Annotated in this window: 18 protein-coding genes; 12 read left to right on the top strand and 6 right to left on the bottom strand. The window is 63.3% G+C overall.

Annotation, left to right across the window (positions count from 1 at the left end; genetic code table 11):
- Positions 1 to 8: 8 nt before the first annotated feature.
- Complete coding sequence (locus GJ668_RS00425; RefSeq protein ID WP_155448138.1) at positions 9 to 1037, bottom strand: quinone-dependent dihydroorotate dehydrogenase; 1029 nt, start codon at positions 1035 to 1037, stop codon at positions 9 to 11.
- A gap of 118 nt (positions 1038 to 1155) precedes the next feature.
- Between GJ668_RS00425 and GJ668_RS00430 the strand changes: the two genes are divergently transcribed.
- From GJ668_RS00430 to GJ668_RS00450, 5 genes are all read left to right on the top strand, one after another.
- A complete protein-coding gene (locus GJ668_RS00430) occupies positions 1156 to 1743 on the top strand; it encodes a DJ-1/PfpI family protein (protein WP_155448139.1) in 588 nt (195 codons plus the stop codon).
- 23 nt (positions 1744 to 1766) lie between these two features.
- Positions 1767 to 2231 (top strand): OsmC family protein, encoded by a 465-nt coding sequence (locus tag GJ668_RS00435; RefSeq protein WP_155448140.1) that lies wholly within the window; start codon positions 1767 to 1769, stop codon positions 2229 to 2231.
- Between the two features lie 137 nt (positions 2232 to 2368).
- Positions 2369 to 4354, top strand: coding sequence for a hypothetical protein (locus tag GJ668_RS00440; RefSeq protein WP_155448141.1), 1986 nt, complete (start codon positions 2369 to 2371; stop codon positions 4352 to 4354).
- A 40-nt stretch (positions 4355 to 4394) separates the two neighbouring features.
- Positions 4395 to 5438 carry a BPSS1780 family membrane protein gene (locus GJ668_RS00445; protein WP_343032152.1) on the top strand — a complete coding sequence of 348 codons (1044 nt, stop codon included), beginning with the start codon at positions 4395 to 4397 and terminating at the stop codon, positions 5436 to 5438.
- Positions 5439 to 5448: 10 nt separating this feature from the next.
- Positions 5449 to 5880: a DUF29 domain-containing protein gene (locus tag GJ668_RS00450; RefSeq protein WP_155448143.1), complete on the top strand. Its 432-nt coding sequence runs from the start codon at positions 5449 to 5451 to the stop codon at positions 5878 to 5880.
- A gap of 18 nt (positions 5881 to 5898) precedes the next feature.
- Here GJ668_RS00450 and GJ668_RS00455 read toward each other — a convergent pair whose 3' ends face one another.
- Complete coding sequence (locus tag GJ668_RS00455) at positions 5899 to 6756, bottom strand: PIG-L deacetylase family protein (RefSeq protein ID WP_155448144.1); 858 nt, start codon at positions 6754 to 6756, stop codon at positions 5899 to 5901.
- A gap of 17 nt (positions 6757 to 6773) precedes the next feature.
- Here GJ668_RS00455 and GJ668_RS00460 point away from each other — a divergent pair, with 17 nt between their 5' ends.
- The 7 genes from GJ668_RS00460 (at position 6774) to GJ668_RS00490 (ending at position 17773) form a co-directional block, all read left to right on the top strand.
- Positions 6774 to 9320, top strand: coding sequence for an O-linked N-acetylglucosamine transferase family protein (locus GJ668_RS00460; RefSeq protein WP_155448145.1), 2547 nt, complete (start codon positions 6774 to 6776; stop codon positions 9318 to 9320).
- Between the two features lie 22 nt (positions 9321 to 9342).
- Positions 9343 to 10305 (top strand): GNAT family N-acetyltransferase, encoded by a 963-nt coding sequence (locus GJ668_RS00465; RefSeq protein ID WP_186342799.1) that lies wholly within the window; start codon positions 9343 to 9345, stop codon positions 10303 to 10305.
- 412 nt (positions 10306 to 10717) lie between these two features.
- The gene (locus tag GJ668_RS00470; protein ID WP_155448147.1) at positions 10718 to 11827 is read left to right on the top strand and encodes a hypothetical protein; all 1110 of its coding nucleotides are present in this window, start codon (positions 10718 to 10720) and stop codon (positions 11825 to 11827) included.
- Positions 11828 to 12223: 396 nt separating this feature from the next.
- Entirely contained in the window at positions 12224 to 13909 is a 1686-nt protein-coding gene (locus GJ668_RS00475; protein WP_155448148.1) for a sialidase family protein, read from the top strand.
- 58 nt (positions 13910 to 13967) lie between these two features.
- A complete protein-coding gene (locus GJ668_RS00480) occupies positions 13968 to 15119 on the top strand; it encodes a glycosyltransferase (RefSeq protein ID WP_155448149.1) in 1152 nt (383 codons plus the stop codon).
- 6 nt (positions 15120 to 15125) lie between these two features.
- Positions 15126 to 16334, top strand: a complete 1209-nt coding sequence (locus tag GJ668_RS00485; protein ID WP_155448150.1) for a hypothetical protein — start codon at positions 15126 to 15128, stop codon at positions 16332 to 16334.
- A gap of 14 nt (positions 16335 to 16348) precedes the next feature.
- Complete coding sequence (locus tag GJ668_RS00490) at positions 16349 to 17773, top strand: hypothetical protein (RefSeq protein ID WP_155448151.1); 1425 nt, start codon at positions 16349 to 16351, stop codon at positions 17771 to 17773.
- Positions 17774 to 17831: 58 nt separating this feature from the next.
- Here the strand turns inward: GJ668_RS00490 and GJ668_RS00495 are convergent, their stop codons facing one another.
- From GJ668_RS00495 to GJ668_RS00510, 4 genes are read right to left on the bottom strand one after another with little or no spacing between them, the layout of a single operon-like run.
- Positions 17832 to 18893: an acyltransferase family protein gene (locus GJ668_RS00495; protein ID WP_343032159.1), complete on the bottom strand. Its 1062-nt coding sequence runs from the start codon at positions 18891 to 18893 to the stop codon at positions 17832 to 17834.
- Positions 18890 to 20137 (bottom strand): glycosyltransferase, encoded by a 1248-nt coding sequence (locus tag GJ668_RS00500; RefSeq protein WP_155448311.1) that lies wholly within the window; start codon positions 20135 to 20137, stop codon positions 18890 to 18892. The genes GJ668_RS00495 and GJ668_RS00500 overlap by 4 nt, the downstream gene beginning before the upstream one ends.
- 2 nt (positions 20138 to 20139) lie before the next feature.
- Positions 20140 to 20529, bottom strand: a complete 390-nt coding sequence (locus GJ668_RS00505) for a DUF2304 domain-containing protein (RefSeq protein WP_155448153.1) — start codon at positions 20527 to 20529, stop codon at positions 20140 to 20142.
- 39 nt (positions 20530 to 20568) lie between these two features.
- Positions 20569 to 21318 carry a glycosyltransferase family 2 protein gene (locus GJ668_RS00510; RefSeq protein WP_343032153.1) on the bottom strand — a complete coding sequence of 250 codons (750 nt, stop codon included), beginning with the start codon at positions 21316 to 21318 and terminating at the stop codon, positions 20569 to 20571.
- Positions 21319 to 21413: the final 95 nt, after the last annotated feature.

A 21413-nucleotide genomic window follows, 5' to 3' on the forward strand; every position in this document is an offset into this window, starting at 1 on the left:
ACGCGATATTACAGTCCGCGCAGCAGTTCGCGCACGAATCCAGGACCACGATAGATGAGACCGGTATAGATCTGGATCAGATCGGCGCCAGCCATGAGCTTGGCGCGCGCGTCCTCGGGGTCGAGGATGCCGCCGACGCCGATGATGACCGGCTCGGAACCGAGCGCCGCACGCACCTTGGCTAGCAATTCGGTCGAGCGCGTCAGCAGCGGCCGCCCGGAGAGCCCGCCGCTCAGGCCCGTGGTCGGACTCTTGAGCCCGTCGAAGCGAATCGTGGTGTTGGTGAGAATCAGTCCGGTCGCGCCCGCTTCGAGCGCTGCGCGTGCGCATTCGATGGCCTCGTCGTCAGCCAGATCCGGGGCCAGCTTGACCAGGATCGGACGCGGACGGCTCAGACGCTGATTCGGTCCCTGAATCGCTTCCAGAATGCGCGCGACCTCATCGACCCGTTGCAGATCACGCAACCCCGGCGTGTTCGGGCTGGAGATGTTGACGACCACATAGTCGGCCAGCTCGCCCAACTGCTCGAAGCTCCGACGATAGTCGTCAGCGGCCTGCTCAGCCGGTGTGACCTTGGACTTGCCCAGATTCACCCCGAGCGGAATCTCGGGCAGACCGCGCGCCCGCAGGCGCCCGAGCCGCCGAGCCATCGCCGCCGCACCGCCGTTGTTGAAGCCCATACGATTGATCAGCGCCGTATCGTCCGTGAGCCGGAACAGCCGTGGGCGCGGATTGCCGGGCTGTGGCAGGGCGGTCACGGTTCCGACCTCGACGAAGCCGAAGCCGAGCGCCTGCCAGGCCGGCACGGCCTCGCCCTGTTTGTCGAGTCCAGCCGCCAGACCAACGGGGTTGGGAAAATGCAGACCCATGACCTCGCGCGCCAGCGCCGGACGCCGCGCGAGATCCGTCACGCTGAGCCGCCCGTCGAAGAGCGTCGACCAGCGCGCAAGCAGGGCGAGCGTGAGGTTGTGCGCCTGCTCCGGATCGAGTTTGAACAGCAGGGCGCGGGCAAGCGGCCAGGGCGGGGTCACAAGCATGGGTTTCGAGACTCCTGTGTCGAGGCAGGGCGGGATCAAGGCGAGCACTCGTCGCGGTGATCCCTAATGCTATAGTTTGAGTTTTCCAATCGAAGCGATCCGGAGGAGGACACCGCTCATGGCGATCAAAAAGATACTGATGCTGGTCGGGGACTATGTCGAGGACTACGAGGCAATGGTACCCTTCCAGATGCTACAGATGGTTGGGCATCAGGTCCATGCGGTCTGTCCGGGCAAACAGCCGGGCGAGTCTGTGCGTACAGCCATTCACGACTTCGAGGGCGACCAGACCTATAGCGAAAAGCCCGGCCACAACTTCGCGATCAACGCCGACTTCGCCACCGTCGATCCGGCCAAGTATGACGCTCTGGTGATTCCGGGCGGTCGCGCCCCCGAGTATCTGCGCCTCAATCCGCGCGTCATCGAGATCGTGCGGCACTTTGCCGCCGGCGACAAGCCGATCGCCTCGGTCTGTCACGGTCAGCAGATCCTGGCCGCCGCCGGAGTGCTGGAGGGGCGCCAGTGCACCGCCTATCCGGCCGTGCGTCCGGAGCTGGAGCGCGCCGGCGGCACCTGGTGCGAAGTCAACGAGAGCGTCTCCAATGCCTATGTCGATGGCACGCTGGTTACGGCTCCAGCCTGGCCTGCCCATCCGGAATGGATGCGCAAATTTCTGGATGTGCTCGGCAGCCGCATCGAACCCTGAACCTGATCGTCGAGGAGGCTCACATGTCCGAGGAAGAAGGTCGTTTCACCATTCATCTCCAGCAGCAGGAAGGCTTCCTGATCAATGTCGCCTTCGACTGGAAGCGCGCGCCGGATGTCCTGATGGACGAGCCGCCGCCGCTCGGCGAGCAACAGGGGCCGAACGCCTCGCGGATGCTCGCGGCGGCGGCCGCCAACTGTCTGAGCGCCAGTCTGCTCTACTGTGTTTTCAAAGAAGAACCGCCCGAGAACTGTCTGCGTGCCGAGGCGACCTGCGTCATGGTCCGCAACGCGCGCAAACGACTGCGCATCGGCGCCATGGAGATCCGGCTGATCGTCAGCGATGTGGTCACGCAGTCGGCGCGCTTCGCCCGCTGCAAGGATCTGTTCGAGGACTTCTGCGTCGTCTCGGCCAGCATCCGCCAGGGCATCCCGATGCAGGTGACGGTCGAGGACGAAGCGGGCCAAATACTCCATACCTCGTCTTGAGGCCCGTAGGGTACGCCTGGCGTACCCTAAGCCTGGAGATCACGGACGTTACCCGGAGGTCTAACCCAAAACTCTGCATCATTCAGGCTGGACGCGGTTTAGAATGCGCATCTCACTAGCGAGTGGAGGAGTGTGTCATGGTCCAGCACGATGCCGCTGATGCGGAACATTTCGAACAGGTCATCGTGGAGTCTGTTCGGCACATCCTGGAGCATCCCGATCCACGCGATTATCTCGACTGGGCGGACGACTATATCCCCGAGACCCTGGGTCTGTGGGAGTCCAGTCTCGACCCCGCCGAGATCGCGCGCCTGACGCGAATGCTTGCCACGCTCATCTGGGACGCCACGCCGCTGCCGTCCAATGCCTTCCAGCCGCGCCCGCTTCCCCAGCCGGCGCCTGAAGCGCCCTGTCCCTGCGGCTCCGGCTTCGCCTACGGTCAGTGCTGCGGCCATCTCGACGAGCTGCCGCAACTCTCGACCGAGCTGGTGTGGGATATCGTTATTGAGTGGCTGTCGGAGGACGAGGTGCGCGCGGCACTGGCCAGCGGCGCTGTCCCTAAGCCGCTGCTGGCGCGCATTGCCGACCGCTGGCTCGACGAGGATCGGCCCGGGCGGGTGGTGGCGCTGCTGGAGCCGCTGTTCGCCGGATCGCTGGAGCCGCTCGACGGGCGTTACGAGCCGGCGCTGGATCTACTCTGTGATGCCTACGACCGGCTCGACCATTGGCGCAAGAAGCTCGCGCTGCTCCAGCGTGTCTGTGAGGAGGGCAGCCGCGCGCTCCAGTCGACGGCCTGGCAGCGGCTGGGCACCATGAATATCGACGCCGGCGACTACCACCTGGCCCAGATGGCCTTCACCGCCGCACAGCGCAGCGACCCGGACAGTCCGGGCACGGCCCTGCTCGAAATCACGCTGCTGGTGGCTCAGCACAAGGATGCCCTGGCGCGCGAGCGGGCGCGTTTCTGGCTGCATCGCTTCAGACGCCTGGGGGTCGAGTCCGAAAGCTTCATGGATTTTCTGGAGCAGGTCGTCGTCGATCCGCAGGAGGCCATGGTCAACACTCAGGCCGATGCGCTCGACCCGGCACTGGTGGATCTGCACGATTGGGTTGCGGTCGCCATGGCGCGACCCTTACCCGACTATGGTCTGATCAACCGACGTCCACGCGCCCAGCCGGCACCCGCGACGCGCACCACGCAACTTGAACTCTTCGATGGACTGGAGGCACAGGGTCGGCGGCGCGTGGCGTCCGACACCGCGACCACTGGGGGCGCACCGGACGTCATGATCGACTCCGATCGGCCAGCCGAGTTGCGCGCGCCAGCGGCGGTCAAACGGTCCGAGGAGTTCTGGCACCGGCTCTATCCAGGCGGCAAGCCGCCCTCGACCCATCTTGCCCTGAGCGGTGAGCTCGATGTCTGGTCCGAGCCGGGCTGGCTGGAGTATCTGCTCGGTCATCCCGAGCTGGCCGACAGTCTGGACGTGCTCGACGATCTGGCGACGGTGCTCTATGAGCATCCCGAGAGTGCGCTGCCCTGGATCGCGCACGCTCTGCTCACCCCCGTGCTCGATCGGGCCTGGGCGATCCTGGAGCAGACCCTGCCGCCGGAGTCGGGACGTCAGCTCCCCTGGTCGATCGAGCACAACCGTCCGGCCCTGCGGCTGCTGTTCCGGCGCTATCTGGCGCAGGCTCAGGAAGGACACGCCGATGAAGCACGGCGCACGCTCGAAGCCCTGCTGCGTCTCAACCCCCAGGACAACCACGGCGCGCGCGCAGAGCTTATGAACCTCTATTTGCGCGATGGCGAGGATGAACGCGCCCTGGTCCTGGCGCGGCGCTTTCCGGACGATCTGCTCGCCGACCTGGCCTATGGCGAGGTGCTGGCGCTCTATCGGCTCGGACGTGAGGATCGCGCGCGCACCGTGCTCAAGACCGCCATCCGCCGTCTGCCGCGCATCCCGCGTTATCTGACACGCAAGCGTATCAAGCAACCGCGCCTGAATCCGCTCGGCGTCACGCTCGGCGGCGAGGATCAGGCCTGGCTGTATCGCGAGGCCATGCGCGACGTCTGGGCCGCTGAGCCGGGCGTGCTGGACTGGTTGAAACGCTGTCTGGTCTAAAAACAGGATCACAACTCAACATCGGGGGGGGCTGATTCAGGTGGACACTCAATATCGCATTGTCTATTCGGGGCGCTTGTCGCTCGGCCATAGTCATCACGAAGTCGTCGAGCAACTCGCGCGCACGTTTCACATGACCGAAGAGGAAGCGCGCGAGCTGGTGATGAACGGTCAGGGACGGGTCATCAAGCATGATCTGAGCCGCACGCAGGCCGAGCGTTATCAGGAGGCGCTGGCCTCGGTGGGGCTGGAGGTCGAGATCGAAGCGCAATCGGGTGCATCGGGGCCGTCGCTAACCAAACCGGCGGCCTCCGGCTCGGGGGCGTCGCCGTCTATCGATCTCGACGCATCGCTGGGTCGAATCGGTGAGCCGACTGTGGTTGAGGCCGGTCGCGGCTGGGGCTGGATCCAGGAGGCCTGGGGGTTCTTCAAGCAGGCGCCCTTGGCCTGGATCGGCGCGTTGCTGCTGTTCTATCTGATCATCATCGTGGTCAGTCTGGTGCCGCTGATCGGCGGACTTGCGACCACCATTCTCGGCCCGATGTTCACTGCCGGACTCATGCTCGGCGCCCAGGCTCAGGATCGCGGCGAGGGATTCAAGGTCGGTCAGCTCTTCAGCGGATTTTCGGTACGCCCCGCTTCGCTGGCGCTCATCGGCGTCGTCTATCTGGGGCTGGCGCTGCTCATCGGCCTGGTGGTGGGTGTGCTCTTCATCTTCACCATCGGCAGCGCGGGGATGCTGGCGCCCGGTGCGACCATGACGCCCGAGCAATTCCAGGCCATGGCTACAGGTCCGCAGTTCATGTTGCCAATCCTGATCGCGCTCCTGCTGGGTATGCCGCTGGCTATGGCCATGTTCTTCGCCCCGGCGCTCGTGGCCCTGGACGCGGTGCCGGTCATGCAAGCCTTAAAGCTCAGCTTCATGGGCTGCCTGAAGAATATTTTGCCGTTCCTGGTCTTCGGGCTGATCGCGCTGGTGCTGTTCTTCGTTGGCGCGATTCCGCTCTTTTTGGGGTGGCTCGTGGTCGTGCCTGTACTGACCATCGCAGTCTATACCGCTTATCGCGATATCTTCCAGTCTTGAGATATCGAGCATGACGACCTGTTACGACACCGACATCGTAGCCTGGGCGAACGAGCAGGCGCGCTTGATCCGTGCCGGGCGGTTTGACCTGCTCGACCTGGAGCACATCGCCGAGGAGATCGAGGACGTGGGCAAGAGCGAACAGCGCGAGCTCGCCAATCGCATGGCGATCCTGCTGATGCATTTGCTGAAATGGCATCATCAACCCGAGCGGCGCGGCAACAGCTGGGCACGCACCATCAGGGAGCAACGGCGCGGCGTGCGGCGTCGTCTGGAGAAAACGCCGAGCCTGAAGGCCATGATCGCCGATACCGCCTGGTGGGCGGATGTCTGGTCGGATGCAGTGGCACAGGCGGCTGATGAGACCGGGCGCGATGACTTCCCTGAGGTTTGCCCCTGGGCTGAATCCGAGATCCTCGGAGAAGACTGGTTGCCGTCGTGAACGGATGATCGGCTTGGTTCAGTTTCGGCGCAGACGCCGGACCAGCCGTCGTAGCGGAGCGGTGATCCGCCAGGAGGTCGAGCGCTCGATGGCGGCGAGTCGGGCTTCGAAGTCTCCGCACGGCTGGCGCAGTGACGCGGCGAGATCCTTCAGCGAACACTCGGACGAGGGGCGCATCCGGTCCCAGGGCGGCGCGCACAGTTCCTCGCCGCTCAAGAGCCGGTAGGCTTCGGCAGCGCGGATCGTGGGTGCGAGCGTATAGGTGCGAAAGCTGTTCAGTCCGGCAACGTGGCGGTCGTAGTCCTGTTGGGCCATCTGGGTCGTGAAACAGGCCATGGCCGCGCGCTTGCGTTCGGCCAGATCCGTGATATCGAGCAACCGATTGGGCCACAGCGGCGAGCCAACTTCGTAGAACGCAAGCTGGAGCGGACGCTCACAGCGCCGCACCGCCTCGGCGCTCGCCAGCGCCAGCGTCAGGTGGTCTGGATGGATCTCCCACCAGGATGGCGCATAGACTAGATCCGCCGACCAGTCGTTGATGGCCTCCAGGATCTGTCCGAGCAGCGGCTCGCCATATTCGAGCCCGCGATCAGGCCAGTCCCAAAACACCGGCTCGATATGACCGAGCACCGCCGCCGCGCGGCGCGTCTCGTCCCGGCGGGTCCGGATCGGGTCGGGCTGATCCGGCCCCACGCCCAGCGCGCCATCCGTGACGATGATGACCCGCACTGGGTCTCCTGCGGCCAGATGACGCATAATGGCGCCCCCGCAGCCGAAGACCTCGTCGTCCGGGTGTGGCGCCAGCACCAGCACCCGTCCGTGCGTGAGACAATGCTCGGCGCGATAGGGAACAAATTCGTGTTCAGCAACGTTCATTCAGTCTAGGTATCGTCTTGAGCAATTACTCGGTCTCCTGGTCGTCCCAGTCCGCTCCAGCCGCCACGAAACCGTCCGATCCACTCGCCGACGGACTCGCCGCCCATCTGCAGGGCGATCTGGAGCGTGCCCTGGTCGATTATGCGCGCGCCCTGCGCGAACGGCCACAGCGCATCCTTGCCGCCTACAACCTGGGTGTGGCCCTGATCGATGCTGGTTGCGGCCTGAGTTCGATTCCGCTGTTTGCGCGCGCGACGATGCAATGGTCGAACTCGGCGGTGTTGCGTAGCGCCTGGATTTACAGCCTGATACGCGCCGGACGTCATTCCGAAGCCGAGCAGCGGCTGGCCGAGGCCGAGTCGCTGGGCCTGGCCACCGAGACCTTAGCGCGCTGGCGGACCTGGATCGACGCACCCACACCCGAGGCGCATGAGGCTGAATCGCGCCCGATGCCAGCTCAGGTCGGCGCCGAGCCACCTGACGCACCGCTAAATCTACCGACGGGTTCAGCCGTACAGGCGCGGCTCCAGGAAACCTTCGCCCGCCTGATCCAGCTCTATCAGTCCGGCCATATCGAGACCCTGCTTGCCGAGCTGGAGCGCGCGCTCACTGACCAGCCATCCTGGGGCGAGGCGCATCATCTGCGCGGCCTGGCCGCGATGGCCCAGCGTGACTTCACGGCCGCGCGTCAGTCGCTCGCGCGCGCGACCGAACTCATCCCCGGACGCGCCGAACTCTGGGACCATCTGGGTGTGGCCTGTTCGCGGCTCGGTGATACCGAGGGCGCGCGGCGGGCCATTGAGCAATCACTGTGCCTGAGTCCACTGCGCGCCGAGACCTGGAACAATGCCGCCGATGTCGCGCTCCGCGCCCATGCGCTGGAAGCGGCCTTCCAATACGCACTCCAGTCGCTGCGGCTCGATCCCGAACTCCTGATCGCCAGCTATTCGCTGCTGCAGGCGGCCTATAAGCTTCTCGATCGCGACCGACCCGACACCGAACCCGCCGAGGACCGTAGCGGGCCGCTGGCGTTCGCCGCCGAAACCGTCAAATCCAAGGCCACTAGCCCAGAGCGTGCCCTGAGGCTCGCCGACTGGCTGTCGGATCTCGGGCGCTTCGAGGATGCCGTCGACATCCTCGCGCGCGCCCACGAATCACCGCAGCCACAACCGCCCTACTTGCTCAGCGCGCTGATCCGCAACCAGCTCCATGTCTGTGACTGGCGCCAGTTCGACGCGCGTTGTGCGACCCTGATCGAGCGGGTCAGAACGGCCGATCAGTCCGTGATCCGACCATTCGCGGCGCTGGCCATCCCTGGATTTACAGCCGCCGATCAGCAGCGCATCGCCCGTCTTCAGGCCGCCGAATATGCCCCCTGGTCGTCACGCACCCTGGACTTGCCACCCGCTCCGCCTAAACCGACCGGAGCGCGACTGCGCCTCGGCTATCTCTCCGATGACTTCCAGGAGCACGCCACCGCCTATCTCACCGCCGCGCTCTTCGAGCGTCACGACCGCGCGCAGTTCGAGGTATTCGCCTATTCGACCGGCCATGACGACGGCGGCCCCATGCGCCAGCGTTTGCGCACGGCTTTCGAGCACTTCATCGATATTCGCGATCTGACCCACGAGGCGGCGGCACGGCGTATTCGCGAGGACGGCATCGATATCCTCATCGATCTCAAGGGCTACACCCGCAACGCGCGCCTGGAAATTCTGGCCCAGCGTCCGAGTCCCATCCAGGTGACCTGGCTTGGCTTTCCGGGCGGTCTGGGGAGCGATTTCATCGACTATCTGATTGCCGATCCGGTCGTCGTCCCGCCGGAGCATGTCGCGTCCTATGACGAGGCCATCGCCTACCTGCCTGATGCCTATGCCCCGGTCGACGACCGGCGCGGGGTCGGTGCACGGCCCACGCGCACTGAGGCCGGGCTGCCCGAGGACGCCTTCGTCTTCGCCTGTTTCAACGACCCCTACAAAATCACGCCCGAGGTTTTCGAACGCTGGTGCCGCTTGCTTCAGGCCGTTCCCGGCTCGGTGTTCTGGCTCTATGCGCGCACCGAGGCCATCCGACGCAATCTGGCGCACGAGGCCGAACAGCGAGGCATCGCCGCCGAGCGTCTGATCTTCGCGCCTAAGCGCCCTCAGCCTGAGCATCTGGCGCGTTTGCCGCTGGCTGATCTCATGCTCGACACGCTGCCGGTCAACGCCCACACCACGGCTTCGGACGCGCTCTGGATGGGCGTGCCGCTCGTGACCTGCCAGGGCGAAACCTTCGCCGCTCGCGTGGCCTCCAGTCTGCTCGCGGCCTGTGGTCTGAGCGCGCTGATCGCCACGGATCTCGATCAGTATCAGGCGCTGGCGCTTGATCTGGCTAGCCATCCAGTGCGTCTCCTGGCACTTCGGACGCGTTTGAGCGAGGCCAAAACGCACGCGCCCTTCTTCGATGGCGAACGCTTCGCCCGCCAGCTTGAAAGACTCTATCGGCGCATGTGGAAGCGGCAGATCCAGGGATTTCAGCCGGCACGACTCGACGCGCCAGAAAAAGCGCTTGCCGGAGATTGAACTTCCACTGGATAATTCAGCGATGGATCGATATCGATTGCGCGCCGCCGAGCCGAACGACGAGCACCGATTACGCGAGCTGTTCGCGACCGTGTTCGGAGAATCTCGCACAGCGGAGGAATGGCGCTGGAAATATGGCGCCAGCTGTGCGCTGGCGACCGGAGCTGGCTACCACTGTGCCGAATCGGTCGTCGCACTCGACGACAGCGAGCAGTTGGTCGCCCACGCCGGCGTCCTGCCCCTGCCTGGCTGGCGCGAGGGTGCCCCCATCCCGATCGTGCAGGTCTGCGACGTCATGGTGCATCCCGAGCATCGCGGTGGGCTGGGTCGCCATAACCTTTTCACGCTTATGCTGCGCGATCTGCTCGCGCGCATCGCCGAACGGCTGCCGACCGCCTTCCGTTACGGCTTTCCGGGCCAGCGTCCCTATCTCATCGGCGAGCGATCCGGCGTCTACGAGTGCCTGGAGATCGCCCTGGAATCGCGGCTTTCGGGGCCACGCCGCTGGAACAATCTCTGGCGTGCCGCGCCGCTGGACTGGAACGACGCGCGCATCGACGCCCTCTGGGAGCGTCTGAACGCTCAGTGTCGTCTCGGTTTGATCCGCGACCGCGCTTATCTGCACTGGCGCTATGCCGATAATCCCAGCCATCGCTATCGTCTCTATGGTTTGAGTCGGCTGGGGCGGCTCGCTGGTTGGGGCGTCTGCGCGGAGACGGGTTCCGAGCCGAGTCTGGTCGACCTGTGGCTACCGCTGGAGTCTGCGAGGCATGCCTTGGCCGCACTGGCCGTGCGCCTGGAGTCGGATCTGAGCCGGACGACGGGTATCCGCGTCTGGCTGCCGACCGCGTATCGGGCCGCGCTGGGCGTCCCTGGCACTGAAACCCCGGTCGTGGTGGCCAACATGCGCTGGGAGACTGCAATCTCGGCTGAGATTGCGCGCAATCTTTTGTATTATACGATGGGCGATGTGGATATCTTCTGAGGCATTCCGAATCCGTGTCGCCAGCAGATGGCCAGTCCGATTCCCGTCTGTTTCGAGCCAATGTGGCGCGAAAGTCATAAAAACGGTTCGAGAGACATTTCCGTCAAATGTTGTCAATTTGCAACAAGAAGCATCGATGTGCTTGAAAACAAGTCTAAACAACTCGTTTTTCAGTCTTTTTCTGGTGCGTTTTGCTGTGCTTCGGCCGGTTGGACGTCGCCAAATTTACGGATGTGGGTTGACAACAACAATTTGTGGTGTAGACTCCTGGACGAGCCGCGAGCCAGCGTGGCATGCGTTTCGGATGGGCGGCGCCTCCGCTAACTCCAGCACGAGTAGTCCATAAGAGATCCGGAATACTCAAATCATTTTGGTCAGTTTGTAACGTGTGAATCACAGGAGAACTCCAGCGATGTTCGCAAAAAATACCCTCGCATCCGCAGTCGCGGCAGCCATCGGCGTTTCGGCGGTTGGTGTAGCCCAGGCCGATACCCTCTTTTTCCCCTATGTGGCTTTGAGTCAAACCGTCACCACCATTGTCAGCGTTATCAACACCACGGATGACAACTGGTCTAATGACGGTCCGCCTCAGGCTGCGGGTTTTCTGCACTATCGTCTCTACTACAAGAACGTTGCAAACGGAGAGGGTTTGACGAACTCTTGCGAAGAGTACAACGAATATCTGTCGACCAGTCGTAACGATATTCAGACCATCGATCTTAGTGGCGTTTATGGTTCAGATACGTTAGGCGTACTCTTTAATGATCCTGGCGTCAACAACCCGTGGGTAGCTGCTAATCGTGACTATGCTCTTGGTCGCTATGTCACGCCTGCGCGTGGTTATTTAACCGTTGACAATAGTGACGGCACTACCTGGGACACCAACGGAGATGACGGCGATACGATGGCTGGTGAAGCCTTCGTATTTGAGTTCGGCAGCGGTGCAGCTTGGGGTTATCAAGCGTATCAATCCAACTCAGAGGATTTGCGCTGGGCCGCCTCACAGAGTCCTACGCCCGTGGCGCTCATGCCGTTTGCTGGGGTTGAAGGCTCCACCAGTGATATCACGACGGCATTTTTTGTGACGCCTGTCTCTGGCAATCAAACGCCTGATGTCGAAAACGCGTATCGTGCTCGTGTCGAGTACTTCACCACGACTCGCGGCGATCTGTTCGATCGCGACGAAAACGTAATCTCTGGTACATTGCAGCAGGATGTCGTGTGTGTGGGTCGTGTTGACGCCACTTCGCTGCTGAGTGATGGTACCTTAGTTCGTCTGGGTAACGGTGGTTGGGCTAATCTGTGGAGCTACCCCGTGTTGGATGGTCAGATGGCAGCGTTCGATCCTACAAGAAGTACGGGTCTGATCAGCGTTTCTGATAGAAGCTTGGCCAGTGACGGTGCAGTTGTAATCAAGCTTGAATACAGCGTTGGTGGAATGTTCAATGGCGAGTCGATGAACGATACCTTCAACAATGCCATTATGTATGGTCCCGATGCCAATAACCCTTGGCCTCGCTGATTAAGCAGCCAACGATCTAAATTGCTTCCATTACTGATTTTGTAGTTGAAGTAAAGACAAAGGCCGCCTTCGGGCGGCCTTTTTATGTATGCATCGTAATTATTTTGATTCCTTGATTAGTTTAATATTCTTAATACCTTGTTCTAAAAAGAGGCAGCATTTTCGGATAGCGTCCGCGCACCCCATGATGGATGGTGTAGTGAGTTTGAAGTACCGCTAGACGCTTATGATGACCTTTGATTTCAGCCTTAACTGTTGGGGATTTCAGTGATTGTTAGAACACTCAATGCTCTTAGTCTGGGGTATTTTATAAGTGCTTGTTTTGCAAGCACCATATCGCTTGCCGCCAATCAATCTGAACCAGCCGTCTCCTATGAGACGCTGTCTGGCTCAGTCATGTCAGCCGACAGCGGCTGGAAATATGTGCATGATGCTGTGGGCGGGCAGTGGCTTGCCTACTATGATCGCGATCGTTTGCTTCGGTTGCGTGATCCTGAAGGAAATGAACGTCTGCTCGTTCCAAATAATCGCGCTCAGGCCCCATCCGGATTGGCTCTGTTGGCGACCGATAAGGGCGCAATTACGCTCTGGCGCGATAAATATCCTGACAAGGGACTTTATTTGCTTGACACAGAGCAACTAGCGGCGGATGCGACATCAATTGCTCCATTGGAAATTGGTGCCGACACTGAGCCATTGGCCCGTTTCGTGGCTCAGTCCGACGCCAAGGGTTTGACCCATCTGCTCTGGTACGGCGAAAAGGCCGGCCAGCCAACCAATAGCATCCACAATATCTATTATCGGAACCTGAACCGCGCCAGCCAGGAACTGTCCCCAATTGAGCTGGTGATGGCGGGCATCTATCCGGTCATGGTCTCCGACCCGCAAGGCAATCTGGCTGTCTTCAGTTGGCAGGGCGATGTCGAGGGGCGGCGTATCGTCTCGCGCTTCCGTCCGGCAGGCGGCGATTTTGCCGAGACTGTGACGGTTGCGGATGATGTGTCCGAAGTCACTCCGATCTTCGAAGCCTTCCGCTCCGGTTCGCGCTGGTTCGCGATCTGGCTGTCCCAGCGCGGTTTAGACAAGCGCGACTTCCATCTCGAAGGTGCGCGTTCCGACGACAGTGGGAAGACCTGGACCCGCTTCAACTTCGAGGATCTGCGCGGATACGACATCGGCAGCCTGAACATAGCGACTGACGATAAGGGGCATATTCTGCTCGCCGTCAGTGGGCGCGACCGCAGCCAGCACGATCAGGATAAGCAAGACGTCTATGTGATTCATTCAACTGATCGCGGCGAAACCTGGTCCAAGCCCGTCCGGCCTCGCACAGGCGACGATGAAATGCTGGCGCTGTTCAATGCGCGTAATCCCTCGGTCGCCTTCGGCCAGAAGCCCGGACAGGTGCTGCTGGTCTGGGAAGACTGGCGCGACATCCGCTCCGGTCTCTACGCCAGCCTCTCCAACGACTATGGTGCGACCTGGGCGATCGCCGATGTGCCACTGCCGCGTGAGCCGGGCGTCAACCTGGGGCTGCGTTATGAGCCGAACGCGGTCTATGCTGACGGTGATGGCTATCGTGTGATCGCCGAGCGCTACACCGACGACACGCTCAAGGGTAAGCAACTCGTCGAGCTGGCTCTCGATGAGTCCAGTTTGAAATCGATCGCAGACTCGGCGCGTGCTGAGCGCCAGCGCCAGGCTGAGACTGCTGAAGCCGCTCTGCGCGAGCGGGTCGAGGGCTATTGGAAAGCGATGCAGGCCGATGACTACAACACGACCTACACTTATCTTGATCCGTTCTTTAAGGCCGCCACACCGCTGAACCTCTATCTGTCCAAAATGGGCAAGATCAAGTACAGCGAGGCCAAGATCGACGCGATTACCATCAAGGGGCCGGTCGCCGAGGTCGTCACCACCATTCGCGCCCATGTACCTGAGTTCAAGGCCCCCATGACCGGCGAGGTTATCCAACAGCCTGAGCGCGTGGCTTCGGTCAAAAACCGCTGGCTGTGGATCGACGGCGAATGGGTGAGCGAATTCAGGGTCGAGTCGCAGGACATCGTCTTCACGCGCTATTGATCCTGAAGTCTCCAGGCCGGGTGCGCGGCCCGGCCCGGAGTCGTACCAATACACCCGCATGCACTTGCTAATGCTGCATCTGGCCACGGTATTCGGCGGCGCCGAGCGCACGACGAGCAATCTGATCACGCATCTCGATCGCGGTGTGGTGCGCCGCATCACGCTCGCCGCGCCCGCAGCGCTGCGTGATCTGGTTCCGCCTGACTATGACGACTTCATCGACACCGCCGTGCATCTGTCGCGCGGCTGGTTCACGAACACGCGCGAGCTGCGCGATGACGCGCGTGTCATCGGCACGCTGATCGCACGCGCTCAGCCGGATCTGGTGCTCGGGATGATGCACTATCCCTCGGCCCTGGCCGTGCTCGGGAGGCGGCTGGCGCGTCTGCCGGTCAAGACAGTCGGCAGCTTTCGCGGGCCGGTATACGAGCACATGCGCCTGTATGAGCATGGACGCAAGCGCCACCTATTTCTGCGGCTGGCCGTCGGTGCCACAGCGCGGCTGGCCGATCGTATGATCGTTCCGTCCGAGGGCACGGCACGCGAACTGAGCCGGCGTTTTCTGGGGCCGGCGCGGCGCACGGTGGTCGTTCCAAACGGCATCGATGGCGCCAGCGTGGCGCGTCTGGCTGCCGAACCGGCACCAGGGCTGGAGGCACTGCCGCCCGATCTGCCGCGTCTATGCACCGCCGCGCGTCTGTCGCCGGAGAAGAATCTTGGCCTGCTACTCGCGGCCTTCCGGCGCTTGCAGTCGATCCATCCAGCGGCCTTGGTCCTGATCGGCGATGGGCCGGATCGCGCGGCACTCGAACGTCAGGTGGTCGACTGGGGGCTGGCCGATCGCGTCTGTTTCCTCGGCCATTGCGAGAACGTCTATCCCTATATCCGCCAAGCCGATCTCTATGTGCATACCTGTCAGTTCGAGGGCTTTGGCTATACCATGCTGGAGGCGCTGGCCTGTGGCACGCCCGTGGTGGCGACCGATTGCCCCTATGGTCCGCGCGAGGTGTTGGGGTCGAATGAATATGGTCTGCTGACGCCGATGGACGACGCCGAATCGCTTGCGCGCGCCATCAGCATGCTGCTGACCGATCCCGAGCGCCGGTGCCGGCTGACCGAGCATGGATTGGAACGCGCCGGGCAACTCTCCATCGAGCGCATGGTGCGCGGCTATGAGCATGTTTTTACCGATGTGATGAAGCGCGGTTGAATTACATTGAAAAACGCCCTTCTCCAATCGCCCTGGTATCGCCCGCTCGCCCTTGCCGCGGCGATGATCGGCGCCACGCTCGGTCTGTGGCTGCTGCTCGCGGGCGTTTATCTCTGGAGCGACAATCCGGCACGACCGACGATTCGCATCGACGCCCAGTCGCTTCAGCTCACGGCGGGCGAGGGCGCGCCGAGCGAGCGTGGTCTGCGTGTCGAGCACCCGGCGCCCAATGGGCTGGTACTGGTCCAGGGCGCGATCCGACCCTTCGAGGCGCGCGACTATCGTGGACTGGGCTGGCGGGTCGACGGCCTGGACGAGACGCGCGAACTGCGCGTCATCTGGGCCACCGCAGCGACGGCGCGTAAGCCCTTCGACCACCTGATTTCGCCCGACGAGCGCCGCGCCGGTTTCGTCACCCTGACCGCTGACCCGAATTGGGAGGGATTGATCGTCGGCGTGGGTCTGGCCGTTGTTGGATCGACGGCCGAGGCCGAGCCGTTGTTGTTCGAGGGACTGACACTGCATCCACGGCGTCCAGCCCTGTCCGAGATTCTCCCACTGGCTTGGAACGACTGGCGGCGCGATCTGGGCTGGACAGGGCGTTCGATCAATTTCACGGACTCGGCGGAGGGTGCGAGCCGGATCCGGCCGCTGATCCCGGTAGTCGTCTGGTGCGCGCTCGCCGCTCTGATCCATCTGCTGCTCGCGCAGCCCTGGCGCGGGTTCCGTGCCTGGATGCCCTATGCGGTCATTCTGCTCGTCGGCTGGCTGGCGCTCGACGCGCGCTGGCAGTGGCTGCTGCTGGAACGCCTGGATCAGACCCATTCGCTCTATGCCGGACTCGACGCGGCCGAGCGCCAGCGCGTAGGGCCGGACCAGGGGTTTTATCCCTTCATCGAAGCGATCCGCGACCAACTCGGCGCCGAGCCAGCACGGATTTTTCTTCTCGCGTCCGATCCGGCAGGCTATGGTGCCAATCGGGCGCGCTACCATCTGCTCCCGCACAATGTCCGTCTGACCGCGACCCTGGACGCCGCCAGCGGGGTCGCGCCGGGTGATTTCGTGCTCCTGATGAGTCCACTCGATCGCACATCTTATGACCGGGCGCGCTCCGAACTGGCGTTCGGTGACTGGCGGCTGGCGGTATCGAGCGAAGTGTCCCGGCCGGGTCTGGGCACGCTGTTTCGGGTCGCACCGTTGGCAGAGGTTGACTGAGCATGGATACAAGCATGAGTTCGACCGCCTGGTTCGCCGTTGGACTGTCGTTGCTGCTGCCCTGGCTGACGGGGACCGTGCTCGTGCGGCGGCTGTGGCCGGCTGGGACGCCGGGTGTCTGGCCACTGGCACTGGGCTATGGCTATTGGCTAGGGCTGCTGGCGGGCGCGCTGGCGCTCTATCCCTTGTCGATGCTTGGCTTGCGGGTCGCGTTCTGGCTGCTGATGCTCGGTTTTGCACTGACGCTCGGCTGGGCTGTGCATGGCTGGAGGCCACCCGCCTGGGGCGCGCTCCAGTCGTTTCAGCCAGCCTGGGATCGAGACAGGCGCGCACTCGGATCACGTCTGCTCTGTGTGCTGCTGCTCGGCTGGATCGGCCTGCGCTTCACGGTGCTGGCCCTGGAGGTCTGGTGGCAGCCGCTGTATCCCTGGGATGCCTGGACGACCTGGGCGGTGCGCGCGCGCGTTTGGTCCGAACTGGGGCAACTGGTGCCCTTCGTCGCGCCCAAGGTCTGGGCGAGCGATAGCTCGGGCGCGGTCTATACCATTGAGGCCTGGCACTATCCGTCGCTCGTCTCATTCCTGGCGCTGTGGCCGACGCTGGCAGCCGGCGGCTGGAACGAAACTGCGGCGAACCTGCCCTGGCTTGGGGGGGCTATCGCGCTGGCGCTGGGATTCTATGGTCAGGCGCGTCTTTGGGGCACCTCGCCGTTGACGAGTCTGGTGGCGCTCTGGCTGCTGATCTCGCTGCCCCTGCTCGACACCCATGTGGCCCTGGCGGGCTATGCCGATCTCTGGCTAGCCGGGGCGCTCGGGCTGAGCCTGATGGCTTTTTTACAATGGACGCGCACGGGTGATAGGCGTCAGGCGGTGTTCTGTCTGGTCCTGGCCGCGAGCTGGCCGCTGCTCAAGCTGGAGGGCGCGGCTTGGCTGGTGCTCCTGGTCCCGGCCTGGATCCTCGCCGAGGCACGCTGGCGTCGGATCGGTTTGAGCCTGATCGCGGCGGCAGTCCTGGGCTTCGGACTTGCCTGGCTGATCGGTCTGCGTTTCGAGGCGCCGCTGATCGGCCAAATCGAAATCAGCGCGACCGCACTCCAGTTGCCGTTCATCGGGCGCTTCGAGCTGGGCTATCACGATAACTGGGGCGTTTTCGCCCGGACACTCCTGGGGCTGGAGAACTGGCACCTGCTCGGTTATCTGCTGCTAGTCGGACTGGCCGTGGCGAGCTGGCGAATCGTGCGTGGCGAGCGCTCGCCCTGGCTGCTGTCGGGGCTGACGCTGGTGCTCGGCAGTCTGATGCTGCTCTGGGGGCTGTTCTTCCTCACCGACGCTCATCGCTGGGCTGAGCAGGGCACCAGTCTGGGCCGGTTGCTGCTGCAATTCGTGCCGTTCTATGTCTTCTTCCTGCTGACGCTCTGGAGAGAGGCAGAGCTTCCGTGATGGGTCGCGCGGTGCTTTGCTTATCCTACACGCGGGGCGGTTCTTGTTCGGAAATCGTCTAACGGCTGTCGCGGCGCACCGGCGCATAGCGTGACGCCAGCCGTCGGCCGAAGGTGCGCGCTGGATGCTCGACCAGGTGATGCCCTAGCATGGCCAGTGCCAGCACACTGAGCGCGCAGGCGATGAAGGCCACGACGCCGGGCAGCGACAGGCCCGACTGCGCATAGAGCCTCAGTACCAGGATATGGAAGAGGTAGACGCCATAACTCAGGTTGCCTAAGAAAAAGGCCGACATCCGACACCACCCATCCTCACAGCGCATCAGACCGAGCAGTCCAAACAGCATCAGACCATAGCCAATGGCGCACAGCAGGCTGAAATAGGCTTTCAGCCACAGATGGACGCCGATCCCCTGATCGCCATGTCGCGCAAAGAAGAGTCCCAGGGCTAGCCAGAGTACCAGCCCCATCAAGCCGGCGAGTAGTGCCTGCGAACGCTGCGCTGAGCCAAGCCAGTGCTGATGCGCCACATAAACGAAGACACCGACCAGGAACTCGATCAGGATGCCGGGCAGATGAACCCGCAGAATGGCCAGCCAGTTCGGTTCCGGGACCGCGAAGGGCGTGGCTCCCAGCACAATCCCGAAACGCAGGCAGCAAAAGATCGCGAACAGCCCTAGCACGACCCAAAACCGGCCGGCGACGAGTCGCGCCAGCAACGGCAGCAGCAGATAGTATTCGACCTCGACCGGCAGGCTCCAATAGGCCGGATTGAAAAAGAAGGCTTCGTGTGCGCCGCTGGTGGTGCCGAGAAAGAGCAGATGCTTGAGCAGATAGACGAATTTTTCGGCCGACTCAGGTGCGATCAGGTAATACAGCGGCAGCGAAACCAGATAGAGCGGATAGAGACGAAAGACGCGCCGGATCGCATAGGCCCGAATCGCAAAACCGCCTGACAGCAACAGCGGGGCGAATACGAAGCCGCTGATCACGAAGAACAGATCAACCCCGGTCCAGAGGAACTTCAAAAAGGCTGGATCAGGCGTGAGCAGATGGGCGGCATGAGCCGTGAAGACCATCCAGGCGGCTAGGCCACGGACCAGTTCGATAACGGGGTTCAGCGTCCTTCCCCAGACAGTGTCGCGCTGTGGCGATCTTGAGGCGACCGTGGGTTCAGGTGTCGAGGATCGTGCTCGGTATAAAGTTGCGCGATCTGCTCGGCAATGCGCGCGATGCTAAAGCGCGTCTCCAACGCTCGGGCGCCGGTCTGACCGAGTCGTTGCGCTTGCTCTGGATCGCGTCTGAGTCCATCAATGGCGGTGGCTAGAGCGCCTGGATCGCCAGGCGGCACCGTCAGACCATTGCCCGCTTGGTGCACCACCCAGCCGGTCCCCGAGCCGGGAATATCGCTGACCACCACCGGCTTGCCAAAGCGCATGGCTTCCAGCTGCACCAGTCCAAACGCCTCGGTGCGCTCGATCGAAGGCAGACAGAGCAGATCGCAACTGGCCAGCAGGGCGTTCAGGACCGGGCCGGGTTGATGGCCGGCGAGACGGACGCGCCCGGTCAATCCAAGTGCATCGATCGACCCGCGCAGTGAGTCGGCCAGGTCGCCCGCGCCGACGATGAGCACGCCGGCCTCGGGCAACTCGACCGCTGCCCGGATCAGCACCTCATGCCCTTTGTAATAGGTCAGACGCCCGATGGCGAGGATCCGCCACGGTCGTCGGGCGTGTCCCTGTGACGGGGTGACCGCCTTCCACAACGCCTCGGCCTGGGCGCGGCTCGTTGCATCGGGATCGGGAATACGCGCTGGGTCCAGGCCCAGCGGAATGACAACACAACGCTCACGCCAGGGTGCCAGCGCGGGGCTGGATTCCAGATAGGGCGGCGAGGTGGCGATGATCTGCTGAGCGCGCGCCAGCAGACGCTGCTCGAAGGGTCGATACAGACCGTAGGCCAGACTCAGACGCCGGTCGAGCGTCGAGGCGACCACGTCCGAGTGCCAGTGCACCACCCAGGGCAGACGGCGCGCCGCAGGCAGGGCCAGCGCCCAGAACGCTGAGGTGTTGGGCAGATGCAGATGCAGCAGGTCGGGCTTGAACTCGCCGATGAGCCGGTCGATCCAGCGCGGAAAGGCTGGGCTGATCGGGGCATAGAGCAGTCGCCCGTAGGTCGGTGCGCGATAGACCGGCGGGTCGTCGGGCGCGGTGGGCCGCGCTCCGCGCCAACCGGAGCGCTCATGATGCACGAGTGCGGCGGCCTCGACGCCCTGCGCGTTGAGCGCCGGCAGCAGGTCGGCGAGAAAATGCTCCATGCCGCCGGCGAAGGGGGGGAAATATTTACCGATGTGCAGGACGCGCATCTTCAACCGGCATCGCTGTCGGCGGGTCTTGGGGGGGAAGCCAGCGGCGCGGCCTCGTCAGTCAGCGGTCCGCGCGCCTCCAGCATGGCCAGCCGCTGGGCCAGCCGCCGGATCTGGCGCTCCTGGCGCGAGCGTTCCAGATCCATGGTCAGGATCTTGATCAGCAGCATGGCGAATCCCAGCACCATCGCCAGCATGGGTGGATAGCTGACGCCCAGATAGCCGCCGATGCTGTCGAAGATGCGCGGGAAAAATCCCAGCACCGTGACGGTGGCCGCCGCGCCGATCCACCAGACCGCGTAGGGGCCGTGCAGATGATCGCGGCGCACCAGCCACAGGATCACGCCGGCGAGCGCCAGCCCGATCATCATCGAGGTCATTTGGTATGTCATTGCGCGATGAACCTATCCTGGCGAGTCTGAGTCTGCCGGTCAGCCCCGCGATCGACCGTGGCCGACGCGCGCCAGACAGAGCAGGCTGGTCTGAAGCATATAGTTTCCCACCGTCCACCAGGATTTGAACACCCTGGAGACGCCCTGGAGGCGCGGCTGCATGGGTACGGGTTCCTCGATCACGCGCAGACCGTGCCGGTGCAGGGTCAGGAGCACGCCGACATCCTGATAGTCGAGCAGGGTGGCTTCGCGTGAGGCCAGCAGGTGGATGGAGCGCGTGTCATAGGCGCGAAAGCCGGAGGTGATGTCTTCCAGGTCGAGTCCGGTCAGCCAGCGGAAATAGCGCCAGGCGAGACGTCGGGCTGGACTGGCGCGGGCGGGGAAGGCGCCGATCACGACGTTGGCTTGGCCGGCGAGCACGGGGGTGACGAGGGTGCCGATGTGGGCCGGTTCGTGCTGACCGTCGGCATCGAGCGTGACGGCCAGTTGGTAGCCGTTGCGTTCGGCGTAGCGCAGTCCGGTCTGGAGCGCGCCCCAGGCGCCCAGTTGCAGTGGCAGTGGAAGCAGGGTCGCGCCGGCGGCGCGGGCGATCTCGGCTGTGTCATCGGTGCTACAGTCGTCGATCACGACCACCGGATAGCCCCAACGCTGTCGCACCTCGCGCACGATGGCGCCGACGGTCGCCGCCTCGTTGTAGGCAGGGATCAGGACCAGGACGTCCGAGGCTCGGAGGCGTGGGGCGGCGTCTGGTGCTGGATCGCGCGGGGCGGATTCACGGGGGCTGGACACGAATCACCAAAAAGAATCGCTCATTTGAAGGCGTGGATGACTTGATCGCGCTGGAGGTTGGGATACACTTCAGTGTCGAGCGTCTGCGACACTCA

It is taken from the genome of Allochromatium palmeri, assembly GCF_009720725.1.
GTDB classification, from domain to species: Bacteria; Pseudomonadota; Gammaproteobacteria; order Chromatiales; family Chromatiaceae; genus Thermochromatium; species Thermochromatium palmeri.

Bases quoted from the DNA above. Each gene is read 5' to 3' on its own strand.
- GJ668_RS00425 (WP_155448138.1), bottom strand. From the start codon at position 1,037: ATGCTTGTGACCCCGCCCTGGCCGCTTGCCCGCGCCCTGCTGTTCAAA.
- GJ668_RS00430 (WP_155448139.1), top strand. From the start codon at position 1,156: ATGGCGATCAAAAAGATACTGATGCTGGTCGGGGACTATGTCGAGGAC.
- GJ668_RS00435 (WP_155448140.1), top strand. From the start codon at position 1,767: ATGTCCGAGGAAGAAGGTCGTTTCACCATTCATCTCCAGCAGCAGGAA.
- GJ668_RS00440 (WP_155448141.1), top strand. From the start codon at position 2,369: ATGGTCCAGCACGATGCCGCTGATGCGGAACATTTCGAACAGGTCATC.
- GJ668_RS00450 (WP_155448143.1), top strand. From the start codon at position 5,449: ATGACGACCTGTTACGACACCGACATCGTAGCCTGGGCGAACGAGCAG.
- GJ668_RS00455 (WP_155448144.1), bottom strand. From the start codon at position 6,756: ATGAACGTTGCTGAACACGAATTTGTTCCCTATCGCGCCGAGCATTGT.
- GJ668_RS00465 (WP_186342799.1), top strand. From the start codon at position 9,343: ATGGATCGATATCGATTGCGCGCCGCCGAGCCGAACGACGAGCACCGA.
- GJ668_RS00470 (WP_155448147.1), top strand. From the start codon at position 10,718: ATGTTCGCAAAAAATACCCTCGCATCCGCAGTCGCGGCAGCCATCGGC.
- GJ668_RS00475 (WP_155448148.1), top strand. From the start codon at position 12,224: ATGTCAGCCGACAGCGGCTGGAAATATGTGCATGATGCTGTGGGCGGG.
- GJ668_RS00480 (WP_155448149.1), top strand. From the start codon at position 13,968: ATGCACTTGCTAATGCTGCATCTGGCCACGGTATTCGGCGGCGCCGAG.
- GJ668_RS00490 (WP_155448151.1), top strand. From the start codon at position 16,349: ATGAGTTCGACCGCCTGGTTCGCCGTTGGACTGTCGTTGCTGCTGCCC.
- GJ668_RS00500 (WP_155448311.1), bottom strand. From the start codon at position 20,137: ATGCGCGTCCTGCACATCGGTAAATATTTCCCCCCCTTCGCCGGCGGC.
- GJ668_RS00505 (WP_155448153.1), bottom strand. From the start codon at position 20,529: ATGACATACCAAATGACCTCGATGATGATCGGGCTGGCGCTCGCCGGC.